This is a genomic window from Myxococcota bacterium, assembly GCA_041389495.1.
Classification (GTDB): domain Bacteria; phylum Myxococcota_A; class UBA9160; order UBA9160; family UBA4427; genus JAWKRT01.
The window spans coordinates 327901-348686 of sequence record JAWKRT010000003.1 but is presented as its reverse complement, the minus strand read 5'-3'; the positions used below and the strand labels follow the sequence as shown (position 1 = coordinate 348686).

Here is a 20786-nt window from a genome sequence, read left to right as displayed (position 1 = left end):
GGCTCAGCGCCGACGGCGCGCGAGGCGGGCCGCGCGCCCCGCGAGCCGCTGCGCGGTCGCGCGCGTCTCCGCGTCGCCGACCGCCGCGAGCCCGATCGCCGCCGCCGCCGCGAACGCCGCGCCGCCGGCGACGAGCTCGGCGATCGCGGCCGCGCGGCCCTCGGCGCCGAGCGCGCCCACGGCCGCGCCCCCCGCGGCGCGGCCCGCCGCGGCCGCGGCCGCGGCGACCACGGCCGAACGCGCGAGCGACCGCGCGAGCGGGCCGAGGCGAGGCCCGCCGAAGCGCGCGCGCGCCCAGGCGAGCGTCGCGACCGCGTTCACGACCATCGCGACGGCGCCGGCCGCGGCGAGGCCTTCCGCGCCGTAGGCGCCACCCGCAAAGACGTAGAGCGGCACGACCGCGACGACGATCGCCGTGCCGAGCGCCATCGCCCGCCACATCTCCTCGCGCGCGTAGAAGGCGCGCACCGCCACCTGCTGCGCGATCCAGCCGACGATCGCGAAGCTCATGACGGCGAGGACGCGCCCGGTGCGCGCCGCGGCCTCGGCCGAGAACGCGCCGTGCTGGTAGAGCACCGTGACGACCGGCGCGGCGAACGCGAACACGAAGGCGGCCGAGAGCGCGCCGAGCCCGATCGCGGCGCGCAGCGCGCCCGAGAGCACGCGCTCGAGCTCGTCCGTGCGCCCTTCGCTCCACAGGCGCGTGAGCGTCGGCAGCGCGGCGACGCCGATCGCCTGCCCGACGATCGCGATCGGCGCCTGCACGAGCTTGCGCGCGAACCCGAGCACCGCGACGGTGCCGACCGCGAGCGCCTGCCCGAAGAGCTTCTCGTACCACTCGTCCACGGTCGTCAGCGAGAGGCCGAGCATGAGCGGCAGCGCGATCCACGCGTAGGTGCGGAAGTCGCGCGAGCGGAGGTCGATGCGGAGGCCGACGCGGTGCGTGCGCAGCAGGTCGGCGACGGGCAGCGCGAAGGGGCCGACGACGGCGCCGGCGAGCGCACCCCAGGCGAAGCCCTCCGGCGTCCCGGTCGCGAGACCGCCGGCGATGATGCCGAGGTTGTAGACGACGGGCGCCACGGCGTGCGTCGCGAAGCGGCCCTCGACCATCAGCACCGCGCGCACGATCCCGCCCGTCACGAAGAAGACCTGGGCCGGGAGGAGGATGCGCGAGAGGCGCGCCGTCAGCGCGCGCGTCGGCGCGTCGAACCCCGAGAAGGCGACGCGCACGAGCTCGTCGGCGAGCGCGAACAGCACGCAGGTCGCGACGACGACGAGCGCGGCGGTCGTGCCGAGCACGGTCTCGAAGAGCTGCTGCGCGGCCGCGTCGCCGCGCTCGCGGCGCACGCGCGTGTAGAACGGCACGAACGCGACGGTGAGCGCACCGCCCGCGAGCAGGTAGTTGAGCACGTCGGGGATCGTGAACGCCGCGTTGTACGCGTCGGACGAGCTGCCCACGCCGAGCTGGTTCGCGAGCGTGATCTCGCGGACGTACCCGACGACGCGCGACAGCGCGACGCTCGCGCCGAGCAGCAGCGCGACGGCGCGGACGCTCGGCGCGGGCCGCGGCGCGGCGGCGGGTTCGCCCGGTGCGCTCACGCGCGCTCCGCCGCCGGGGCGGCGCCCGCCGCGTCCGGCGGGTTCGGCTCGCGCCACAGGCGGCCGTCCCACGTCTCGACCACGAAGTCGTCGCCGTCGCGCCCGCGCGCGTACGGATGCTGGAGCGGCACCTTGCCGTACGGCGTGTCGAGCACGTAGGTCGGAATCGCGAAGCCGCTCGTCCGGCCGCGCAGCGCGCGGAAGAGCGCGATGCCGCGCTCGATCGGCACGCGGAAGTGCGCGGTGCCCTCGAGCAGCTGCGCCTGGTAGCAGTAGTAGGGTCGCACGCGCATGCGCACGAGCGTCTCGCACAGCTCCTTCATCACGGCGACGTCGTCGTTGATGCCGCGCAGGAGCACGCTCTGGTTGCCGACCGGGATGCCCGCGCGCAGCAGCCGGTCGCACGCCTCGGCCGCGTCCGCCGTGCACTCGCGCGGGTGGTTGAAGTGCGTGTTGACCCAGACGGGGTGGTGGCGCTCGAGCATCGCGCAGAGCGCGTCGGTCACCCGGTACGGCAACGTGACGGGAAGCCGCGTGCCGAGCCGGAGCACCTCGACGTGCGGGATCGCGCGCAGCTCGCCGAGCAGCCAGTCGAGTCGCGCGTCGGAGAAGACGAGCGGGTCGCCGCCCGTGAGCAGCACGTCGCGGATCGCGGGCGTCGCGCGGATCCAGTCGAGCGCGCGCTCGAGCTCGCGCTTCTGCATCGTCCACGCCTCGTCGCCGACCATCCGCTTGCGCAGGCAGTAGCGGCAGTAGAGCGCGCACTCGTTGTTGACGCAGAACGCGATCCGGTCGGGGTAGACGCGGACCACGTTCTTGACGGGCGAGTGCGCGACCTCGTCGAGCGGGTCGGCGAGCCCGCGCGCGTCTCCGAGCTCGGCCGTGCGCGGCACGACCTGGCGGCGGATCGGGCACGCGGGGTCGAGCGGGTCCATGAGCCGCGCGTAGTAGGGCGTGATCACGAAGCGGAAGCGGTCGGCGAGCGCGTCGATGGCCGCGACCTCGTCCGGGTCCGGCGCGACGAAGCGCGCGAGGTCGTCGGCCGAGCGCACGCGCGCGCGCATCTGCCACGTCCAGTCGCGCCACGCGCGCGGGTCGACGCCGTCGGGCGGCGCGACGCGCGGGAGGTCGAGCGCCGCGCTCACGCGCCGTCCGCCGCGCGGCCCGGTGCGAGCCCGAGCCGCGCGAGCGCCTCGGCCAGCACCTCGCCGACGAGCGCCTCGTAGGTCGTGCCGGCCAGCTCGGCGAGCACGCCGAAGCTGCCGTCGGGCGCGAAGGTGGGCAGCGTGTTGATCTCGAGGAGGGCCGGCTCGCCCCTGCGGTCGAGCTTGAAGTCGATGCGCGCAAAGTCTCGGCATTCGAGCGCTTTCCAGGCGGTGAGCGCCAGCTCGCCGAGGCGCGCCTCGAGGCCGGCGTCGAGGGCGCCGGGGACGTGGTGGGCATAGCCGCCCGGCGGCGGCGCGGCCGCGCCCGCGCGCTCGAGCGCGTGCAGGCCGATGCCCGACTCGCGCTCGAGCGCGCGCTGCAGGACGGGCAGCGCGCGCGGCGGCGCCGAGCCGACCACCGTCACCGTGTACTCGGCGCCCGGCGCGAAGGCCTCGACGAGCGCGGGCTGCGCGTAGTCGCGCGCGATGCGCGCGACCTCGCGCGCGAGCGCATCGCGCCCGTGCACGACGGACGTGCGCTCGACGCCCTTCGCCGTCCCCTCCCAGCGCGGCTTCACGAACAGCGGGAACGCGTCGGGGAGCGGCGCGTGCAACGCGTCGTCCGCGCTCGCGAGACACGTGTGCGGGAGCACGGGCACACCCGCGGCAGCGACGCGTTCGAGCGTCCACAGCTTGTCGAGGCTCGTCGACAGCGTGAGCGCGTCGGAGCCGAGGCGCGGCACGCCGGCCATCTCGAGCAGCACGGGCGCCCACGCCTCGCGATTGCGCGAGCCGCGGCCCTCCGCGATCGACAGCGCGGCGTCGAGCGGCGGGAGCTCGCCCTTCCCGATCGCGGCGAGCAGCGCGTGCGGCGTGCCGAGCCGCACCGGCCGGTGGCCGATCGCGCGGATCGCCGCCTCGAGCGCCTCGATCGTCGCGACCGGCTCGTACTCGGCGGCGAAATCGGCGGGCTCGTGCGGCGCGCGCGCGTAGCTCTCGTGCGTCTCGAAGACGATTCCGATCGCGAGGGGCGCAGGCACGCGCGGAGCATAGCCACGGCGGCGCGCGCGACGGCACGGGCTACGGTTCGCGCGCGCCACCGGAGGGCGGGCTCGCGCGGGCCACGGCCGGTCGCGCGCGGGGAGCCGCGCACGCGCCGGCCGGCGCGCGCGTAGGCGGGAGGCGAGGAGCGAGTGCAGAGCCGCGCGCGCACGATCTTCGCCTGGGCCGTCGCGCTCGCGTGGGCGGGCTTCGTCTGGGGCCTCGGCACGGACGGCTTCTCGGCGAGCGAGACGTCGCGCTTCCTCGGCCCGCTGCTCGACTGGCTGCGCCCCGAGCTCGACGCCGTCGCGCGCACGCGCGCGCTCTTCGCGGTCCGCAAGCTCGCGCACGTCGTCGAGTACGGCGTGCTGGCGCTCCTCGTCGGGCGCGCGCTCGCGATCACGACGGGCGCGCGCATGCGCTTCGTCGTCGCCGCCGCGCTCGCGTGCGTCCTCGCCCTCGCCGCTGCGGACGAGACGCGGCAGACGAAGACCGCGCACCGCACCGGTGCCGCGTCCGACGTCGTCCTCGACGTCGCGGGCGGCGCGCTCGCGCTCGGCATCTGGCTCGCGCAGAAGCGCGCGCGCGGGCGCGCGCTGTTCGAGGCGACGCAGGGGCTCGCGCCGGGCGGGCACGACGGACGCTGACGCGCGCCGCGCGCGGCCGAGCGGAGGGAGGGGGTGATGGCCGACGACCGGGAGCGCACGCGCAGCGGAGGCCCCCGCCGCTCGTGGCTCGATCGCATCGAGCGCGTCGGCAACGCGCTGCCCGACCCGGCCACCCTGTTCGCGCTCGGCGCCGTCGCCGTCGTCGCGCTCTCGCACGTGGCGAGCGCGCTCGACTGGCAGGTGGCGAAGACCGTGCGCGAGGCCGTGACGGCGCCCGCGCTCGACGCCGCGGGCCACGCGGTGGTCGACCCCGTGAGCGGCGAGGCGCTGCGCGTCGGCGTCGTCGACGCGCGCACGGGAGGTGCGGCGTTCGCGACGCGCGAGGTCGTCGTGCGCGCGCGCACGCTGCTCGACGCCGACGGCCTCTACTACGCGCTCGACCACATGGTCGACGCCTTCGTCGGCTTCGCGCCGCTCGGCGTCGTCCTGGTCGGGATGCTCGGCATCGGCGTCGCCGAGCGCAGCGGCTTCATCGGCGCCCTGCTCGCGCGCGCAATGCGCGCGGCGCCGCCCGCACTGCTCACGCCGGCGATGGTGTTCGTCGGCGTGATGTCGTCGATGGGGCTCGACGCGGGCTACGTCGTGCTGCCCCCCGTTGCGGCGGCGCTCTATCGCGCGGCCGGTCGCTCGCCGGCCGCCGGGCTCGCCGCCGTGTTCGCAGGTGTCGCGGGCGGCTTCGGCGCGAACCTGTTCGTGACGAGCCTCGACCCGCTGCTCGCCGAGCTCTCGACCGAGGGCGCGTCGCTGCTCGACCCGGAGTACGCCGTCGCCGCCAACGCGAACCTCTACTTCATGATCGCGTCGACGGCGCTGCTGACGGCGGTCGGCTGGGGCGTGACGGCGCGGCTCGTCGAGCCGCGCTTCGCGGGCAAGCCGGTGGAGGACGGCGGCCCCTCCGCCCCCGTCGCCGACGCGCTCGCCACGGGCGGCGACGACGCGCGCGAGCGGCGCGCGCTCCGGCGCGCGCTCGCGACGTGCGCGCTCGGCGCCGCCCTGCTCGTCGCGCTCGTGCTCGTGCCGGGCGCGCCGCTCCACGGCGTCGACGGACGCTTCCCGCGCTGGGTGAGCGCGATCGTCCCGCTGCTCTTCCTCGGCTTCCTGCTGCCCGGCGTCGTGTACGGCGCGTCGGTCGGGCGCATCCGCAGCGACAAGGACCTCGCCGCGATGATGGCCGACACGATGTCGGGGATGGGCTCGTACATCGTGCTCGCGTTCTTCGCCGCGCAGTTCATCGACTGGTTCCGCTTCTCGAACCTCGGCGAGATGCTCGCACTCGAGGGCGGCCGCGCCCTCGCGCGGGCCGCGCTCCCGTCGAGCCTGCTGATGGTCGCGTTCGTCGGCGTCGTCGCGGCGGGCAACCTGTTCATCGGGTCGATGTCCGCGAAGTACGCGTTCTTCGCGCCGGTCTTCGTGCCCATGTTCATGGCCGCCGGCATCAGCCCCGAGCTCACGCAGGTCGCCTATCGCATCGGCGACTCGGCGACCAACGTCGTGACGCCGCTCAACCCGTACATGATCATCGTGCTCGCCTTCCTCCGGCAGCACCTGCCGCGCTCGGGCCTCGGCACGATCGTCGCGCTGATGCTCCCCTACGCGGCGGCCTTCCTCGTCGCCTGGACGGCGATGCTCGTCGTGTGGATCGAGCTCGGCCTTCCCCTCGGCGCGACGGGCCCCCTCGTCTACGCGGCCGGGGCGGCCGGCTAGCCCGCTTCGCGCGGCGCGCGCTGGGATATCCTGCGCGCCGCTCGGGCGCGGCGCGCGCTCGGAGGAGACGCCCGTGAACGCCGCCGTGCTCGCCGCCCTCGTGTTCGCCGGCTTCGCACTCGGCTACCGCTACTACTCGCGCTTCCTCGCGGAACGCCTCTTCGCGCTGCGCGACGACGAGCCGGTGCCGGCCGTCGAGCTCGAGGACGGCGTCGACTTCGTGCCGACCTCGAAGTGGGTGCTCTGGGGTCACCACTACACGTCGATCGCCGGCGCCGCACCGATCGTGGGCCCGGCGATCGCGGTCATCTGGGGATGGCTGCCGGCGCTGCTGTGGGTCACGCTCGGCACCGTCTTCATGGGGGCCGTGCACGACTTCGCGGCGCTCGTCATCAGCCTCCGCCACCGCGGCAGCTCGATCGGCGAGATCGCCGGCGCGGTCATCGGCCCGCGCGCGCGCACGCTCTTCCTCGTCGTGATCTCGTTCCTCATCTGGATCGTGCTCGCCGTCTTCGCGTTCATCATCGGCACGCTCTTCGCGAGCAACCCGGGCGCGATCTTCCCGATCAACGTGCAGATCTTCGCGGCGATGGCGCTCGGATGGCTCACCTACCGGCGCGGCGTCCCGATCCTCGTTCCGTCGCTCGTCGTCTACGTGCTGCTGCTCGTGTCGATCTTCTACGGCGACGCCTTCGCGCGCGCCTTCCCGTCGATCGCGTCGATCTCGGCGCTCACGTGGGTGTGGCTCCTGCTCGCGTACTCGTTCGTCGCCTCGGTGCTGCCCGTCTGGCTGCTGCTCCAGCCGCGCGACTTCCTGAACGCGCACCAGCTGGTCACCGGCCTCGCGCTGCTCGCGGGCGGCCTCGCCGTCCTGCAGCCGACGATCGTCGCTCCCGCCGTCAACGCGGCGCCCGAGGGCGCGCCGCCGATGATCCCGTTCCTCTTCATCACGATCGCGTGCGGCGCCATCTCGGGCTTCCACGGGCTCGTGTCGTCGGGCACGACCTCGAAGCAGGTGGCGTGCATGACGGACGCGCGACCGATCGGCTATGCGGGCATGCTCGGAGAAGGCGCGCTCGGCCTGCTCGCCGTGCTCGCGGCGACGGCCGGCTTCGCGAACGCGGAGGAGTGGCACGTGCACTACGCGAGCTGGGGCGCCGCGGACGGCCTCTCGGCGAAGCTCGGTGCCTTCGTGAACGGCGGCGCGGCCTTCGTCGCCGCGCTCGGCATCCCGCTCGCGACCGCGAAGACCTTCATGGCCGTCATGGTGATCGCCTTCGCGGCGACGTCGCTCGACACGGGCGCGCGCATCCAGCGGCTCGTGATCGCCGAGCTCGCCGAGGCCTACGGGGTGCGCGCCCTCACCAACCGCTACGTCGCGGGCGCGCTCGGCATCGGCGCGGCGCTGTTGCTCGCGCTCGCGGAGGGCTCGGGCAAGGGCGGGCTCGCGCTGTGGCCGCTCTTCGGGACGACGAACCAGCTCGTCGCCGGCGTGACGCTGCTGATCGTCTCCGTCTGGCTGCGGAGCCAGGGAAGGAGCCCCGTCTACACGGCCGTTCCCATGGTCTTCGTCGCCGTCACGACGATCTGGGCGATGGGCGCCGAGGTCATCGGCTACTTCCGCCACTTCGCCGATCGCACGCTGCTCGCGCTCTCCGGCGCGATCATCCTCGCGCTCGACGTCTGGCTCGTGTTCGAGGGCCTGCGCCTGCTCGCCCGCCCGGCACGCGCCGCAGGCCGCGCGGACTGAGCGCCCGCGTGGACGTGCGCAACCTCGGAGGGCGCTGGGTCGTCGTCACGGGCGCCGCGTCGGGAATCGGGCGCGCGAGCGCGCTCGCCTTCGCCGCGCGCGGCGCGAGCCTCGCCCTCTGCGACCTCGACGAGGCGGGCCTCGCGGAGACGGGCGAGCGCATCGCGGCGCTCGCCCGGCCGGCCGGCGCCGCCACGCTCGCCGCGCGCGTCGACGTCGCCGATGCCGCCGCCGTCTCGGCGTTCGCCGACCAGGTGCACGCGCGCGTCCCGGCCGTCGACGTGCTGATGAACAACGCCGGCGTCGCGATCGGCGCGCGTTTCCAGGACACGACGCTCGAGGACTGGCGCTGGATCGTCGACGTGAACCTGATGGGCGTCGTCCACGGCTGCCGCGCATTCGTGCCGCGCATGGTCTCCCGCGCGCGCGGCGGGCACGTCGTGAACGTCGCCTCGCTCGCCGGCTACTTCGCGTCCCAGGCGCTCGCCGCCTACTCGACGACGAAGTTCGCGGTGGTCGGGCTGTCGGAGGCGCTGCGCGACGAGCTCGCGCCGGCGGGCATCGGCGTGAGCGCCGTCTGCCCGGGCATCATCGACACGCCGATCACGCGCAACGCGAAGCTCCGCGGGCCGCTCGCCACCTCCGCCATGCGCGACCAGCTCGTCGCCGGCTACCGGCGGCGCGGCTACACGGCCGAGCGCGTCGCGCGCGGCGTGCTGCGCGCGATCGAGCGCGACCGCGGGCTCGCGCCGATCTCGCCCGAATCGTGGGCGCTGTGGTTCGCGAAGCGCGTGTCGCCGGGCTTCGTGGCCTGGCTCGGCGCGCGCGGCCGCGCGCGCATCGCGCCCGACTAGGGTTCCACTCGGCTCCGCTCAGAACGGCTCGTCGCCGGCCGGTCGCCACTCCCCGCCGGCCGCCCGCCCCCCGGCCGTGCGCGCGCGCAGCGCCGCGAGGAGCTGGTCGGCGCGCGCCCGATGGACGCTCGCGTTCGCGACCGCGTGCCGCACGGCGCCGTCGCGCCCGAGCTCGGGCAGCAGCGCGCGCACGAAGCCGCCGTGCGTCACCACCGCGACCCGCTCGCCCGCGCAGCGCGCGCACAGCGACTCGAGCGCGGCGCGCGCACGCGCCGCGAGGTCGCTGCGCGACTCGCCACCCGGCGCGCGCGCGTCCGGGTGGCCCGCGTCGAACGGCGCGAGGCGCGCGGCGTCGCGCGCCTCGATCTCGGCCCGCGTCAGGCCCGACCAGGCGCCGAGGTCGAGCTCGCGATAGATCGCATCCGTGCGGACGGCGACTCCCCAGCGCGCCGCCAGCGCGTCCGCCGTCTGGCGCGCGCGGGCGAGGTCGCTCGCCTCGAGCCGGTCGACGCGCTCGCGCGCGAGCGCGTCGGCGAGCGCGAGGGCCTGCGCCCTCCCCTGCGCGGACAGCGGAGGGTCCGCGTGCCCCTGCCATCGGCCGATCGCGTTCCACTCGCTCTCCGCATGGCGGATCAGCAGCAGCTCGGGGGCGGGCTTCGACATGGCCGGCCGAGCCTACCGACGAGCGCGGCCACCTGTCGACCGCGTCCGGGAACGCGCGGCGCGCGGGCGCCTAACGACGCGTCGCCGCCGCATCGCGAAGCGCGCCGACGCTCGACAGCGTCGAGACGCAGTACGGGACGAGCACGGTCAGGGCCATCTTGAGGAGGCGGCGCGCGGAGACGTCGCCCGCGAGCAGCGCGTCGCCGTGGTTGATCGCGATCAGCACGCTCCCGACGACGACTGCGTAGCCGAGCGCTCGCCGCACGACGCGCGCGCGCGCGGCGAGCGCGAGGAAGCCCGGCGGCGGCGCGGCGTCCGGCCCTTCCGCGCGCTCGACGCTCACCGCGCCCACCTTCGCAGCGCGAGCGCGAGCGGCGGGCCGAGCACGACCGCGGCCGCGAGCGGCGCACCGACATGCCCGAGCAGCACGTGCACGGCGCCGTCGACGCGGCAGAGCGCGTGGATCGCGCTGGCGCCGAGCGCGCCCGCGCCGACGAGCACGGCGACTGCGCTGCCCGCGGCGTGCGCGGCGAAGCCCCTCGCGCAGAGGGCGGCGAGCACGAGGGCCGGAGCGGCGCCGAAGGCGAGCGCCTCGAGCAGGCAGGCGCGATCGGCTTCGAACGGGACGCTGCGCGCGAAGCCGCCGAGCGCGGCAGCGGCCCCCGCGCCGACGGCCGCTGCGAAGAGCGCGATCGCACAGGTGCGAGCCGCGAGCGCGGCCAGCCGCTCGCGCCCCGGAACGATCGAGGCGAGCGCCGCGATGCCGCCGGCGACCGCGGCGATCGCGAGCCCGAACGCCGCGGCCGCGAAGTCGAGCCGCGTCGCGAGCGCGGCCGCCCAGTCGGGCCTCACCCGCGCGGGCGCGCCGAGCGCGACGAGGACGAGCGCCCACGCCGCGAGCGCGAGCGCGAGGGAGGTGCGGACGCGCGGAACGGCGCGCACGGGTGCGAGGTCCGCGGCGAGCGCATCGACGAGCTCGGCGTCGCGGGGATCGATGCTCACCGCTCGTCCTCCCCGTCCCGACGCGGACCGCGCGCCCCGTCGCTCGCGTGCCCGCCGAGCCGCGCGCGCAGCGCGCGGTAGCCGCGGTGTGCGCGGACCTTGAGCGCGCCGGTCGTCGTGCCCGCACGCGCGGCGGCGGCGGCCACCGACAGACCGTGCACGTGCAGCAGCTCGACCGCCTCGCGCTGGCGCGGCGGCAGCGCGGCGAGCGCCCGCTCGAGCTCCGCCGCGAGCTCGCCGCGCCGCACGCGCGCCTCGCCGTCGTCTGCGCTCGCCCCGCGAGGGCTCGCATCGCGCGCGAGGGCGGCGACCGAATCGACGTCGTCGACGGCGAGCTCGCGCGCGCTGCGGCGCGCCCGCTCGCGCAGCGCGTCGACCGTCGCGTTGCGCACGATCGCGCGCAGCCAGGGCAGGAACGGCCGCTCCGCGCGGTAGGTCGCGCGCGCCCGGTGCAGGTTCAGCATCGCGTTCTGCACCACGTCCTCGGCGAGCGCGGCGTCGAAGAGCCGTGCGCGCACCTGCGCCCGCACGACCGGCAGGAGCTCCTCGAGGAGCTTGCGGTAGGCCGTCGCGTCGCCGCGCTGCGCGCGCGTCATCCAGTCGCGCCAGCGCGCGGCGTCCGCGCCGTCGCGCCCCGCCGGCGCGCCCTCGGCCGGTCGAGAGCCGCGTCGCTCGGTCATACGCCAGAAGCCCTCGACGGGTTACGCGCGCATCGGCGCGGCGCGCATCGCGCGGCGCGCCGTAACCGCGAGCGGCGGCGGAGCGTACCCCAGCGCATGGCTCCGAGACCCTCCCCGCGGCCCACCCGTCCCGCCTGCCTCGAAGCCGAGCTCGGCGGCCTGCGGTCGCGGATGCTCGCCGTCGCGCTGCGCATCGTGCGCGACCGGGACGTCGCCGACGACGTCGTGCAGGAGGCCTACGCGAAGGCGCTCGCCGCGGCCGGACGCTTCCGCGGCGAGGCGCAGCCGTCGACCTGGCTGCACCGGATCGTCGTGAACGAGGCGTTGATGTGGCTGCGTCGGGAGCGCAGTCGGCCCCGCGGCGCTGCGACGCGCGCCGCCGCCGGCCCGGACGACCGGGCCGCGCCGGACGCGATCGACGCACTGCGCGCGACCGGCCCCGGCCCACTCGACCTGCTCGTCGCGCGCGAAGCGCGCGCGCGGCTCCGCCATTGCCTGGCCGGGCTCGCGCCGACGGAGCGCGAGGTGATCGCGCGCTGCGCGCTCGACGACGAGAGCTACGAGGACTACGCGCGACGCGTGGGCCTCGGCCGCAGCGCGGTGAAGACGCGCGCGTTCCGCGCGCGCCGCCACCTGCGCGAGCTGCTCGAGGCCGACGGCGCCTGAACGCGGCGCCGCCCGCGCGGGCCCGGCGCTTCGCACCGACGCCCGGGCCACGGGCAGGTGCGGGTGCCGCGGTCGGTTCGAGCGCCGCGCGCGGCGCGATCGCCGCTACCCTGCGGCGCGATGACCGAGGCGTCCCCGACGATCCTGTCGCTCGTCCCCGCGCTCGTCACGATCGTCCTCGCCCTCGCCACGCGACAGGTCATCGCATCGCTCTTCGCCGGCGTCCTTTCGGGCAGCGTCGTCGTCGCCGCGACGCACGGCGGTCTGCTCGACGCCGCCGCCTGGAGCGAGGCGAACCCGATCACGCGCTACCTGATCCCGGCGCTCGGCTCGTCGAAGTACGCCAAGATCCTGCTCATCTACCTGTGGTGCCTCGGCGGACTGCTGGGCCTGTGGGAGCGCACGGGCGGCGCGAGGCACTTCGCGGAGACGGTGGGCGCGCGCGTCGCGCGCGGCCGGCGCTCGTCGATGCTCTTCGGATGGGCGCTCGGGATGGTCTTCCACCAGGGGGGCACCGTCTCCACCGTGCTCACCGGGTCGACGGTCAAGCCGGTCGCGGACGCGCATCGCGTGAGCCACGAGGAGCTGTCCTACATCGTCGATTCGACCTCGTCGCCGGTCGCGACGATCCTGCCGTTCAACGCGTGGCCCGCGTTCGTCGCGGGAACCGTCGCCGGCACGATCCCCGCGCTGCTTCCCGACGAGGCGGCGGGCAAGGCGATGTTCTACGACGCGATCCGGTACAACTTCTACGCGCTGTTCGCGGTGACGTCGACGCTGCTCTTCGCGCTCGGCGTGCTGCCCGTGTTCGGGCGCATGCGCGCCGCGCGCGAGCGCGCGGAGCGCGACGGCCTGCTCGACCGCGCGGGCGCGCAGCCGATGATCCCGCCCGCCGCGGCCGACGCGCCCGAGGAGCTCGAGGACGCGAGCTACACACCGTCGCTCGTCGACTTCCTGGCGCCGCTCGGCGCGCTGCTCGGCATCGCGATCGGGAGCTACTTCGTCACCGGGTCGATCTGGGACAACGAGGCCTTCGCGCTCGCCGCGCTCACGGCGATGGGCGTCGCGTGGGCGCGCGGCATGTCGCTCTCGCGGGTGGTCGGCGCCTTCGTCGCGGGCTGCCAGAAGATGACGCTCGGTGCGATCGTGCTCGGGCTCGCGGTGACGATCGGCGACGTGTCGACCGACCTCGGCGCGGGTCCCTACGTCGTGAACCTGCTCGGGAGCGCGATGCCGCCCGCCGCGCTCCCGGCCGCCCTGATGGCGCTGTGCATGGGCATCGCGTTCGCGACCGGAACGTCGTGGGGCACGTACGGCGTCGTCTTCCCCCTCGCGATGCCGCTCGCGTGGGCCGTCCTGCCGGACGCGACGTTCGTGCAGATCTGCTTCGGCGCGGTGCTCGGCGGTGCCGTGTTCGGCGACCAGTGCTCGCCCATCTCGGACACGACCATCCTGTCGAGCATGTTCACCGGCTGCGACCACGTGGACCACGTCGCGACACAGCTGCCGCTCGCGCTCGGGAGCGCGGCGCTCGGCGCGCTGGCGTCGACGGTCGCGGTCGTCGCCCTGGTGTGACCGGGGTGCCGCGCGGCCGTCCGCGCCGGCAGCGCGCGCGCAACGCCACCGCGGTCTGACACCGGGCGACGGCCGGGGCCACCCACCCGCAGCATCTGCTGCGGAGGCGAACGTGGACCCGGACCGGAGCCGGTTCGAGCATCTGTACGTCGAGACGTCGGTGGCCTGCGGCCGGCTCGTGCCGCGCTTCCGCCTCTGGATGGCGCTGCGCGAGGCCGGGGCCGACCCCGACCGCCTGCGCCGACGCGATGCGCTCGCGTTCTGCGAGCGCGGGCTCGCCGACTTCCTCGCGGCCGAAGGCCTCGCGCTGTCGCGCTGGCGGCGGCGCCGGCTGGTCCGCGCCGTCCGCTTCTTCGATCCCGCCACGACGACGCCCGAGGAGATCCTCGCGCGCATCGACGGCGAGCACGCCTAACGCGGCGCCTCAAGCGCCCGGATCGGCCCACCGAAACCGCCCGCGATGGCCGACGACCCGCGCGCGACTCCGACCGTGCTCCTGCTCGAAGGGCCGGATGGCACGTGGGACGAGCTCGCGACGCGCATCGGCGGCCTCGGCTTCCACCCACTGCGCTGCGAGACGATCGAGGCCGCCGAGCGGCTCCTCGAGGAGGCCGACGCGCCGATCCGCGCGGTGCTGCTCCCGGCCGAGTTCGCCGACCGCCGACTGAAGCGCGCGCTCAAGAGCCTCCGCTCGGTCCGCAGCGAGCGGCTGCGCATCGCGGCCGTCGGCCCCGAGCCCGACGCGCAGGATCGCAAGTGGCTGCGCGCCGCCGGCGTCCGCTACGGCCTCTGGGAGCCGATCGATCCGACGACGCTGCGCTTCCAGATCAACCGGCTCACCGCGATGGACGAGGGCGACGCGATCCGCGCGTCGGAGCGCGTGCCGACGCGGCTCGCGGCGCGCGCGACGGCGGGCGGCCGCACGCGCGACGCGCAGGTCTACAGCCTCTCCGAGACGGGCGCGTTCCTCGCGACGCCGCGCGCGTGCATGAACGGCGCGGCGATCGAGGTCGAGATCAAGCTGCCGTCGGGCGCGATCGCGGCGCCGGCGACGGTGATGTTCGCGAACGTGCCGGGCAACCTGCAGCGGCCGAATCTCCCGCTCGGCATGGGCGTGCGCTTCGGCCAGCTCTCGACGAGCGACGCCGAGGCCCTGCGCGACTACGTCGAGAGCCAGCTCTCCCACGTCCTCGTCTGAACGAGCGCCGCCACGGCGCGCGCGCGGTGCGAGATGCGGTCCTTCACCGCGTCTCCGACCTCCGCCATCGTGCGCGCGCCCGCCGTCGCGTGCGACGCGACGGGCTCCACCCCGGCCGGAACGAAGACCGGGTCGTAGCCGAAGCCGCCCCCGCCCGACGCGCGGGTCGCGATCGCGCCGGCGCAGACGCCGTCGGCGGACGTCGCGTCGACCGCGCCGCCCGCACCGGGAACCGCGAGCGCCGCGACGCACACGAAGCGCGCTCCGCGCCGAGGCGGCGGGACGTCGCGGAGCGCGTCGAGCAGGCGCGCGACGCGCTCCGCATCGGACAGCCCGGCGCCTCCGTAGCGCGCCGAGTACGGCCCCGGCGCGCCGTCGAGCGCGTCGACTTCGAGCCCCGAGTCGTCGGCGATCGCCGCGATGCCCCACTGGGCCGCGACGGCGCGCGCCTTGGCGAGGGCGTTGGCGCGGTAGTCGCCGCCCTCTTCCGGAAATGCCACGGGCGCGCGGCCCGCGAGCGACGCATCGCGCAGCGAGACGAGCTCGACGGGCGCGCCGCGCAGCAGCTGCCGCAGCTCGCGCACCTTTCCGTCGTTGCCCGTCGCCGCGACGAGCCGCTTCACCGCGTGCCGTTCGGAGGCGCGGCGGCGCCCTCCAGCGCGCGGGCCTGGAGGCGGCACAGCTCGTCGACGCCCGCGAGCGCGAGGTCGGTCAGCGCGTCGAGCTGGGCGCGCGAGAAGGTCGCGCCCTCGCCGGTTCCCTGGACCTCGATCAGCCGGCCCGACGCGGTCGCGACGACGTTCATGTCGACCTCCGCGCGCGCGTCCTCCTCGTACGGGAGGTCGAGACGGACGTCGCCCTCGACGACGCCGACGGACACCGCGGCGACGCCGTCGAGCAGCGGCGTGGCGCGCAGTCGCTTCGCATCGACGAGGCGGCGGCACGCGAGCGCGAGCGCGAGATACGCGCCCGTGATCGATGCGGTGCGCGTGCCGCCGTCCGCCTGCAGCACGTCGCAGTCGACCCAGAGCGTGCGCTCGCCGAGCGCCTGGAGGTCGACGACGGCGCGCAGGCTGCGCCCGATCAGGCGCTGGATCTCGAGCGTGCGCCCGGACTGCCGCCCGCGCGCGGCCTCGCGCTCGCTGCGGCGGTCCGTCGCGCCCGGCAGCATCGAGTACTCGGCCGTGACCCAGCCCTGCCCCGCGCCCTTGAGCCAGCGCGGAACGGTGTCCTCTTCGCACACCGTGCACAGCACGCGCGTGCCGCCCATCGTGCAGAGCACGGAGCCGAGCGGGTTGTCGGTGAAGTCGAGCTGGAAGTCGACCGGTCGCAGCTGGTCGTTGGCGCGCCCGTCGCGGCGCATCGCGGAATCCTCCTGGTCGCACGTGTCCCGGTGGCGGCGCGCTCCGGCTCAGCGCCCGTGCGCGGTCGCGCCGCGCGTCGCATCGTACCGCTCGCCGTAGGCGGCGACGGCGCGCTCGAGCGCGGCGGCGATCGCCTCGCGGCGCTCTTCGCGCCGCAGCGTACGCTCCTCGGTCGGGTTGCTGAGAAAGCCGATCTCGACGAGCACCGCGGGGGCCTGCACGCCGAGCAGCACGACGAAGGGCGCCTGCTTCACTCCGCGCGAGGGGACGTCGTCGAGGTCGTCGAGGCGCTCCTGCGCGAGCTTCGCGAAGGCGCTCGCTTCGCGCATCGTGTCCGCGACGATCATGTCGCCGATGATGGCGACGAGCGGATCGTCCGGCGAGGGCGGCGTGCCGGCCGCACCGAAGGCGCTGTTCTCGCGCTCGGCGACCTCGCGCGCGCGCTCGTCGGTCGCGTCGAGCGACGCGAAGAACACCTCGATGCCGCGCGGCGAATGGCTCGGCGCGGCGTTCGCGTGGATCGAGATGAACAGATCGGTGTGCGCGTCGTTGGCGAGCATGGTTCGCGTCTCGAGGGGCACGAACACGTCGCGGTCGCGCGTCATCACGACGCGAAGCCCGCGATCGCGCAGCCGGCGCGCTAGCCGTTGCGCGACGTCGAACACGACGTCCTTCTCGCGCGAGCCGGCCGGGCCGCGGGCGCCCTCGTCCTCGCCGCCGTGCCCGGCGTCGATCACGATCGCGTCGAAGCGGTCGGTCGGCGGCGCGTCGACGGGCGGCGGGCCGGCCGCGCCACCGGGGGTGCCGCCGCAGCATGCGAGCGCCGCGCCGAGCGCGACCGCGAGCCCGATGCGCCTCATCCCCAGGCCTCGGCGTCGGAGCTGCCGTGCTCTTCGTTCGGGTCGATCTCGAGGTAGTGCGAGAGCCAGCGGACACCGACGTAGAACGGCAGCGTGTCGAGCGCGGCGACGACGAACTTGAAGGCGTAGCCCGAGCCGATGAACACGCCGAGCTGCGGCCAGATGGGCGCGTCGGGGCGCACCGGGATGCCACCCGCCCAGAAGTGCGTGATCGTGATGACCGCCGTCGTGTCGACGAGCTGGCTCACCATGGTGGAGCCGTTGTTGCGCAGCCAGAGGTGACGCCCGTTCGTGAGCCGCTTCCAGAAGTGGAACAGGTACACGTCGCAGAACTGCGCGGCGAGGTACGCGAGCATCGAGGCCGCGACGGCACCGAGCGTCAGCTGGCGGATGCGATAGAACGCGAACGTGTAGTCGTCGGGCGGGGGAAGCCCCGTGGCGGCGTCGAACACCGGCACCGGCGGCAGCTCGCCCCCCACCCACAGCACGAAGACGACCCACGCGTTCAGGCCGAGCCCCACCCACACGACGAAGTTCGCGCGCCTTCGGCCGTAGATCTCGCTGATGAAGTCGGTGCAGAGGAAGGTGAGCGGATAGGGCAGCACGCCGACCGCGAGCACGAGCGGCACGTGCACGCCGGCGACCTCGAACGACATGTCGATGAAGCGTGCGACGCCGAGGATGTTCAGCATCGTCATCGAGCCGAGGAACGTGCCGGCGAGGACGAGGAAGACGCGCTCACGCCGCGCGTGCAGCGTGGACGCCTCGATCGGATGCAGCGCCGGCTCCCCCATCGCGCGCAGGGTAGCCGCCTCGCGCACGCGGACCACGACGGGTGCCGGCGGGCGAAGGCCGCGAATCTCGACGGGGCGGGCTAGCGCGCGGCGAGATCGCGGCGCGCGACCGGGCGCGCGGTGTACTCGCGCTCGTCGCTGAACACCTTGAGCGGAACCCAGCCCGGGATCTGCGACATGCGGTGCATGCCCTGGGTCATCGCTCCGGTCGGATCGATCACCCACGGATCGGCGGCATCCTCGAACCACATCGTGACCATGTGGTGCTGACCGTCCTCGGGCCGGTAGACGATCGCGCGGAAGACCTCGCTCTCGGCGAAGCCGAGATCCCGGAGGCCGTGGAAGACCAGCAGCTCGAGACCGTCGCAGTCGTCGCCGCCGCGGCGGAGCGTCTCCTCGAGCGTCGCCCAGTGGTCGATCGGACCGTCGGGGATGTAGTGCTGCTTCGCCTCGCTCTGGATCCAGTCCGCGAACTCGCGCGCCATCTCGCGGCGCCGCTCGGCGCGGAACGTCGCGTACCGGGCGCGAAGGACGCCTTCGTCCTCGCCGGGCTCGCCGATCGCTCCACCCGCTCCGCCCACGGCCGCGGGACCGTCCACCTGCGGTGCATCGGCCAGCTCGCGGCGCTGCCAGCCGGCGATCTTGGGGCTCCACGGGTCGTCGAGATCGGGGCTCGCGAAGTAGTCGTACGCGCGGCGCACCGAGAGATCGAGAGGGAATCCCGCGCAGCCGAGCGCGAGGACGACGGCCGCCGCGAGCACCGCACTGCGGAATCGCTCGTGGGATCGCGAGGGGACGCGGCCATCGGAGACGGGGGGCGACATGCCCCCGCCACATCGTCGCCGAAGCGCGGGCAGTTGAGTCTAAGTACCGGAACGAACGAGACTTTTCGGGAGACGTGCCCACGCCAGGCGAGCGCGCCGGGCGCCGTTGCCCGTGCGCTGCGCGCTCACGCATGCGCAGGCGCGCTGCCGAACCCGGCGGCGCGCCACCCGGAACGCGGGAGCGCGAGAGGCAGCGATGTTAGGCGCTGATGCCGACGCCGGCGCCGTCGCAGGTCCCGACGAGGAGGAAGAGGCCGACGAAGAACACGATCATGAACGGGATGCCGCCGATCACGTAGAGCTTCGACGCGAGGTCGTACGTGCCGCGGGGCTCGTCGCCGTCGGTTCCGTGCTGGTCGCTCATGCTGCTCGCTCCCCTCCCCGTCCGGGCTGTCCCAGGGCTCGTCCCGGGCGGGCGGACGTTAGCCGCGGCCCGTCGCGCCGCAAAGGCATCCGCAACGATTCGCGGCGGCCCGGCGCCGGGCCGCCGGGCGCCGGCCTACTCCCGCCACTCCGCGGGCACGGCCGCGAGATCGGCCTGCAGCGCGAGGTCGAGCGAGCGGCGTTTCGCCTCCGCCAGCTCCTCGCGCGCGCGCCGGAGGTCCTGCCGCAGCTTGAAGTGCAGCGTGTTGTTCTGCGGGTCGGGGTTCGTGAGCCCGGGCGCGCCGGCCTGCCAGCCCCCGACCTCGGCCGCGTCGGAGAGCTTCGATTGCAGCCGCCCGACCTCCTCCTCCGCCGTGGCCAGCCGCTCGGCCGCCTCGGAGAAGCGCTGCCGCCACTCGCCGCGCGTGACGCCTCCGCGGCGCTCGCCGTCGGCGCTGTACGAGTCGGGGAGCGTGAGGAGCCGGTCGAGGTCGATGGCCGGCGCCGCGTCGGAGTCGGATCGCGCGCCGGCTTCGGGCGCGGGCGGTGAGGCGGGCTCGCTTCCCGGCTCGGCCCGGGCGGCGCCGATCGCGAGCACCGCGACCGCGAGCCCGGCAAGGGCGCCGACGGCCCCTCGCCGCGACGCGCACGCCACGGCGCGGGAGCGCGTTCGCCGACTGCGCGGATCGCGTCGCATGGGGGCGCAACATAGCGGAGCGAACGGCGCGGGCCGCGCGACTCGCATGCGCGGGGGTCGCGCGAGGAACGAGGTCAAGCCGACCGGGGGAGCGCCGATACCCACGGGCGTGCATCCGCGGGCGCGCCGGCACCGGCGCGCCGTGCGGCCCGAAGCGCGCGGTCGGAGGTCGAGTCGGCGATGGAACGGGACAAGCTGTTTCGACTTCTTCGGCTGGGCCTCGAGAAGGGTGCCTCCGACATCCACTTCCAGGTCGGCTACCTCCCGCTCTACCGCTTCCACGGCGATCTCGTCGAGCTCCGATACAAGGTCCTCACCGCGAAGGACACCGAGGAGATCGTTCGCATCCTCCTCGAAGGCGAGCCCGAGTCCGCCGACGACGGCTTCAACGAACGCGATCTCGCGTTCGAGCTTCCCGACGAGGGCCGGTTCCGCGTCAACATCTCGCGCCAGCGCCGGTGCTTCAACGTCGTGCTCCGCGTCATCCCGCCGGAGATCAAGACGTTCGAGGACCTGAACCTCCCGAACGCGCTGCGCGACATCGCGAACCTCCGCCGCGGCTACGTGCTCGTCACGGGCGCGACCGGCATGGGCAAGTCGACGACGCTCGCGGCGATGATCGACGTGATCAACAAGCAGCGGAAGGCCAAGATCGTCACGATCGAGGACCCGATCGAGTTCGTCTTCCGCCACGAGAAGAGCATCATCACGCAGCGCGAGATCGGCACGGACACGGCCGGCTTTCCCGACGCGCTGCGGGCCGCGCTGCGACAGGATCCGGACGTCATCATGGTCGGCGAGATGCGCGACCTCGAGACGGTGGACACGTCGCTCAAGGCCGCCGAGACCGGCCACCTCGTGTTCTCGACGATCCACACGGCCGACGTGGCCTCGACGATCAGCCGCCTCGTCTCGTTCTTCCCCCACGACGAGCAGCTCCAGGTGCGCGCGCGCCTCGCGGACAACTTGAAGGCGATCGTGTCGCTGCGCCTGCTGGTCAACAAGAAGCAGACGGGCCGCGTTCCGGCCGTCGAGGTGATGCGCTCGACCCGGACGATCCAGGAGTGCGTCAAGGACCCGGCGCGCACGCACGAGATCACCGAGCTGGTGGGGCGCGCGCGCGGCGACGGCATGCAGACGTTCGACCAGCACCTGCTCGACCTGCTGCGCGCCAACAAGATCTCGCACGAGGCGGCGCTGAACGCCGCGTCGAACCCCGCCGACTTCCAGACGAAGCTCGAGATGGAGGGCAGCTTCGAGGACGAGCCCGAGGACGAGGCGAAGCCGGAGACGCCCTTCGACACCGAGACGACCGACCGCTTCTAGGCCCCGCCCCCCG

Annotated in this window: 23 protein-coding genes; 9 read left to right on the top strand and 14 right to left on the bottom strand. The window is 74.9% G+C overall.

The features are described from left to right. Positions 1–3: 3 nt before the first annotated feature. Genes murJ through R3E88_17845 form a run of 3 tightly spaced genes read right to left on the bottom strand, consistent with a single transcriptional unit; the run spans position 4 to position 3784 of the window. Entirely contained in the window at positions 4–1599 is a 1596-nt protein-coding gene (gene murJ, locus R3E88_17855; GenBank protein MEZ4218349.1) for a murein biosynthesis integral membrane protein MurJ, read from the bottom strand. Then, the gene (locus R3E88_17850) at positions 1596–2744 is read right to left on the bottom strand and encodes a KamA family radical SAM protein (protein ID MEZ4218348.1); all 1149 of its coding nucleotides are present in this window, start codon (positions 2742–2744) and stop codon (positions 1596–1598) included. The genes murJ and R3E88_17850 overlap by 4 nt, the downstream gene beginning before the upstream one ends. Continuing rightward, positions 2741–3784: a D-alanine--D-alanine ligase gene (locus R3E88_17845; protein ID MEZ4218347.1), complete on the bottom strand. Its 1044-nt coding sequence runs from the start codon at positions 3782–3784 to the stop codon at positions 2741–2743. Before R3E88_17845 ends, R3E88_17850 begins: the two co-directional genes overlap by 4 nt. A 153-nt stretch (positions 3785–3937) precedes the next feature. On the opposite strand from R3E88_17845, the gene R3E88_17840 reads away from it, so the two are divergent. The 4 genes from R3E88_17840 to R3E88_17825 all read left to right on the top strand — a co-directional run bounded on the left by R3E88_17840 (position 3938) and on the right by R3E88_17825 (position 8761). After that, the gene (locus R3E88_17840; protein MEZ4218346.1) at positions 3938–4432 is read left to right on the top strand and encodes a VanZ family protein; all 495 of its coding nucleotides are present in this window, start codon (positions 3938–3940) and stop codon (positions 4430–4432) included. 36 nt (positions 4433–4468) lie between these two features. Further along, positions 4469–6157, top strand: a complete 1689-nt coding sequence (locus R3E88_17835; protein ID MEZ4218345.1) for an AbgT family transporter — start codon at positions 4469–4471, stop codon at positions 6155–6157. 73 nt (positions 6158–6230) lie between these two features. Beyond that, positions 6231–7907 carry a carbon starvation protein A gene (locus tag R3E88_17830; GenBank protein ID MEZ4218344.1) on the top strand — a complete coding sequence of 559 codons (1677 nt, stop codon included), beginning with the start codon at positions 6231–6233 and terminating at the stop codon, positions 7905–7907. Between the two features lie 8 nt (positions 7908–7915). Next, entirely contained in the window at positions 7916–8761 is an 846-nt protein-coding gene (locus R3E88_17825; protein MEZ4218343.1) for an SDR family NAD(P)-dependent oxidoreductase, read from the top strand. Between the two features lie 18 nt (positions 8762–8779). Here R3E88_17825 and R3E88_17820 read toward each other — a convergent pair whose 3' ends face one another. From R3E88_17820 to R3E88_17805, 4 genes are all read right to left on the bottom strand, one after another. Then, the gene (locus tag R3E88_17820; protein ID MEZ4218342.1) at positions 8780–9424 is read right to left on the bottom strand and encodes a histidine phosphatase family protein; all 645 of its coding nucleotides are present in this window, start codon (positions 9422–9424) and stop codon (positions 8780–8782) included. Positions 9425–9494: 70 nt separating this feature from the next. Then, positions 9495–9767, bottom strand: coding sequence for a nitrate/nitrite transporter NrtS (gene nrtS / locus R3E88_17815; protein ID MEZ4218341.1), 273 nt, complete (start codon positions 9765–9767; stop codon positions 9495–9497). Continuing rightward, positions 9764–10426: an NrsF family protein gene (locus tag R3E88_17810; GenBank protein MEZ4218340.1), complete on the bottom strand. Its 663-nt coding sequence runs from the start codon at positions 10424–10426 to the stop codon at positions 9764–9766. Before R3E88_17810 ends, nrtS begins: the two co-directional genes overlap by 4 nt. Next, positions 10423–11106 carry a sigma-70 family RNA polymerase sigma factor gene (locus R3E88_17805; GenBank protein MEZ4218339.1) on the bottom strand — a complete coding sequence of 228 codons (684 nt, stop codon included), beginning with the start codon at positions 11104–11106 and terminating at the stop codon, positions 10423–10425. Before R3E88_17805 ends, R3E88_17810 begins: the two co-directional genes overlap by 4 nt. Before the next feature lie 96 nt (positions 11107–11202). Here R3E88_17805 and R3E88_17800 point away from each other — a divergent pair, with 96 nt between their 5' ends. The 4 genes from R3E88_17800 (at position 11203) to R3E88_17785 (ending at position 14545) form a co-directional block, all read left to right on the top strand. Next, a complete protein-coding gene (locus tag R3E88_17800; GenBank protein ID MEZ4218338.1) occupies positions 11203–11772 on the top strand; it encodes an RNA polymerase sigma factor in 570 nt (189 codons plus the stop codon). Positions 11773–11892: 120 nt separating this feature from the next. Then, complete coding sequence (locus tag R3E88_17795; protein ID MEZ4218337.1) at positions 11893–13347, top strand: Na+/H+ antiporter NhaC family protein; 1455 nt, start codon at positions 11893–11895, stop codon at positions 13345–13347. A gap of 112 nt (positions 13348–13459) precedes the next feature. Then, entirely contained in the window at positions 13460–13762 is a 303-nt protein-coding gene (locus R3E88_17790; GenBank protein ID MEZ4218336.1) for a hypothetical protein, read from the top strand. A gap of 45 nt (positions 13763–13807) precedes the next feature. Then, positions 13808–14545, top strand: a complete 738-nt coding sequence (locus R3E88_17785) for a PilZ domain-containing protein (protein MEZ4218335.1) — start codon at positions 13808–13810, stop codon at positions 14543–14545. On the opposite strand, the gene R3E88_17780 is transcribed toward R3E88_17785, so the two are convergent. From R3E88_17780 to R3E88_17750, 7 genes are all read right to left on the bottom strand, one after another. Beyond that, complete coding sequence (locus tag R3E88_17780; protein MEZ4218334.1) at positions 14509–15168, bottom strand: non-canonical purine NTP pyrophosphatase; 660 nt, start codon at positions 15166–15168, stop codon at positions 14509–14511. The two genes, R3E88_17785 and R3E88_17780, sit on opposite strands and share 37 nt — an antisense overlap. Then, positions 15165–15908, bottom strand: coding sequence for a ribonuclease PH (gene rph, locus R3E88_17775; GenBank protein MEZ4218333.1), 744 nt, complete (start codon positions 15906–15908; stop codon positions 15165–15167). The genes R3E88_17780 and rph overlap by 4 nt, the downstream gene beginning before the upstream one ends. A 48-nt stretch (positions 15909–15956) precedes the next feature. Beyond that, positions 15957–16769 carry an N-acetylmuramoyl-L-alanine amidase gene (locus R3E88_17770; GenBank protein ID MEZ4218332.1) on the bottom strand — a complete coding sequence of 271 codons (813 nt, stop codon included), beginning with the start codon at positions 16767–16769 and terminating at the stop codon, positions 15957–15959. Beyond that, positions 16766–17563, bottom strand: coding sequence for a queuosine precursor transporter (locus tag R3E88_17765; GenBank protein ID MEZ4218331.1), 798 nt, complete (start codon positions 17561–17563; stop codon positions 16766–16768). Before R3E88_17765 ends, R3E88_17770 begins: the two co-directional genes overlap by 4 nt. An 80-nt stretch (positions 17564–17643) precedes the next feature. Next, complete coding sequence (locus tag R3E88_17760) at positions 17644–18387, bottom strand: hypothetical protein (protein ID MEZ4218330.1); 744 nt, start codon at positions 18385–18387, stop codon at positions 17644–17646. Between the two features lie 199 nt (positions 18388–18586). Continuing rightward, positions 18587–18751 carry a hypothetical protein gene (locus R3E88_17755; GenBank protein MEZ4218329.1) on the bottom strand — a complete coding sequence of 55 codons (165 nt, stop codon included), beginning with the start codon at positions 18749–18751 and terminating at the stop codon, positions 18587–18589. Positions 18752–18886: 135 nt separating this feature from the next. Further along, entirely contained in the window at positions 18887–19348 is a 462-nt protein-coding gene (locus tag R3E88_17750; protein ID MEZ4218328.1) for a hypothetical protein, read from the bottom strand. 279 nt (positions 19349–19627) lie between these two features. Between R3E88_17750 and R3E88_17745 the strand changes: the two genes are divergently transcribed. Then, entirely contained in the window at positions 19628–20773 is a 1146-nt protein-coding gene (locus R3E88_17745) for a PilT/PilU family type 4a pilus ATPase (protein ID MEZ4218327.1), read from the top strand. Positions 20774–20786: the final 13 nt, after the last annotated feature.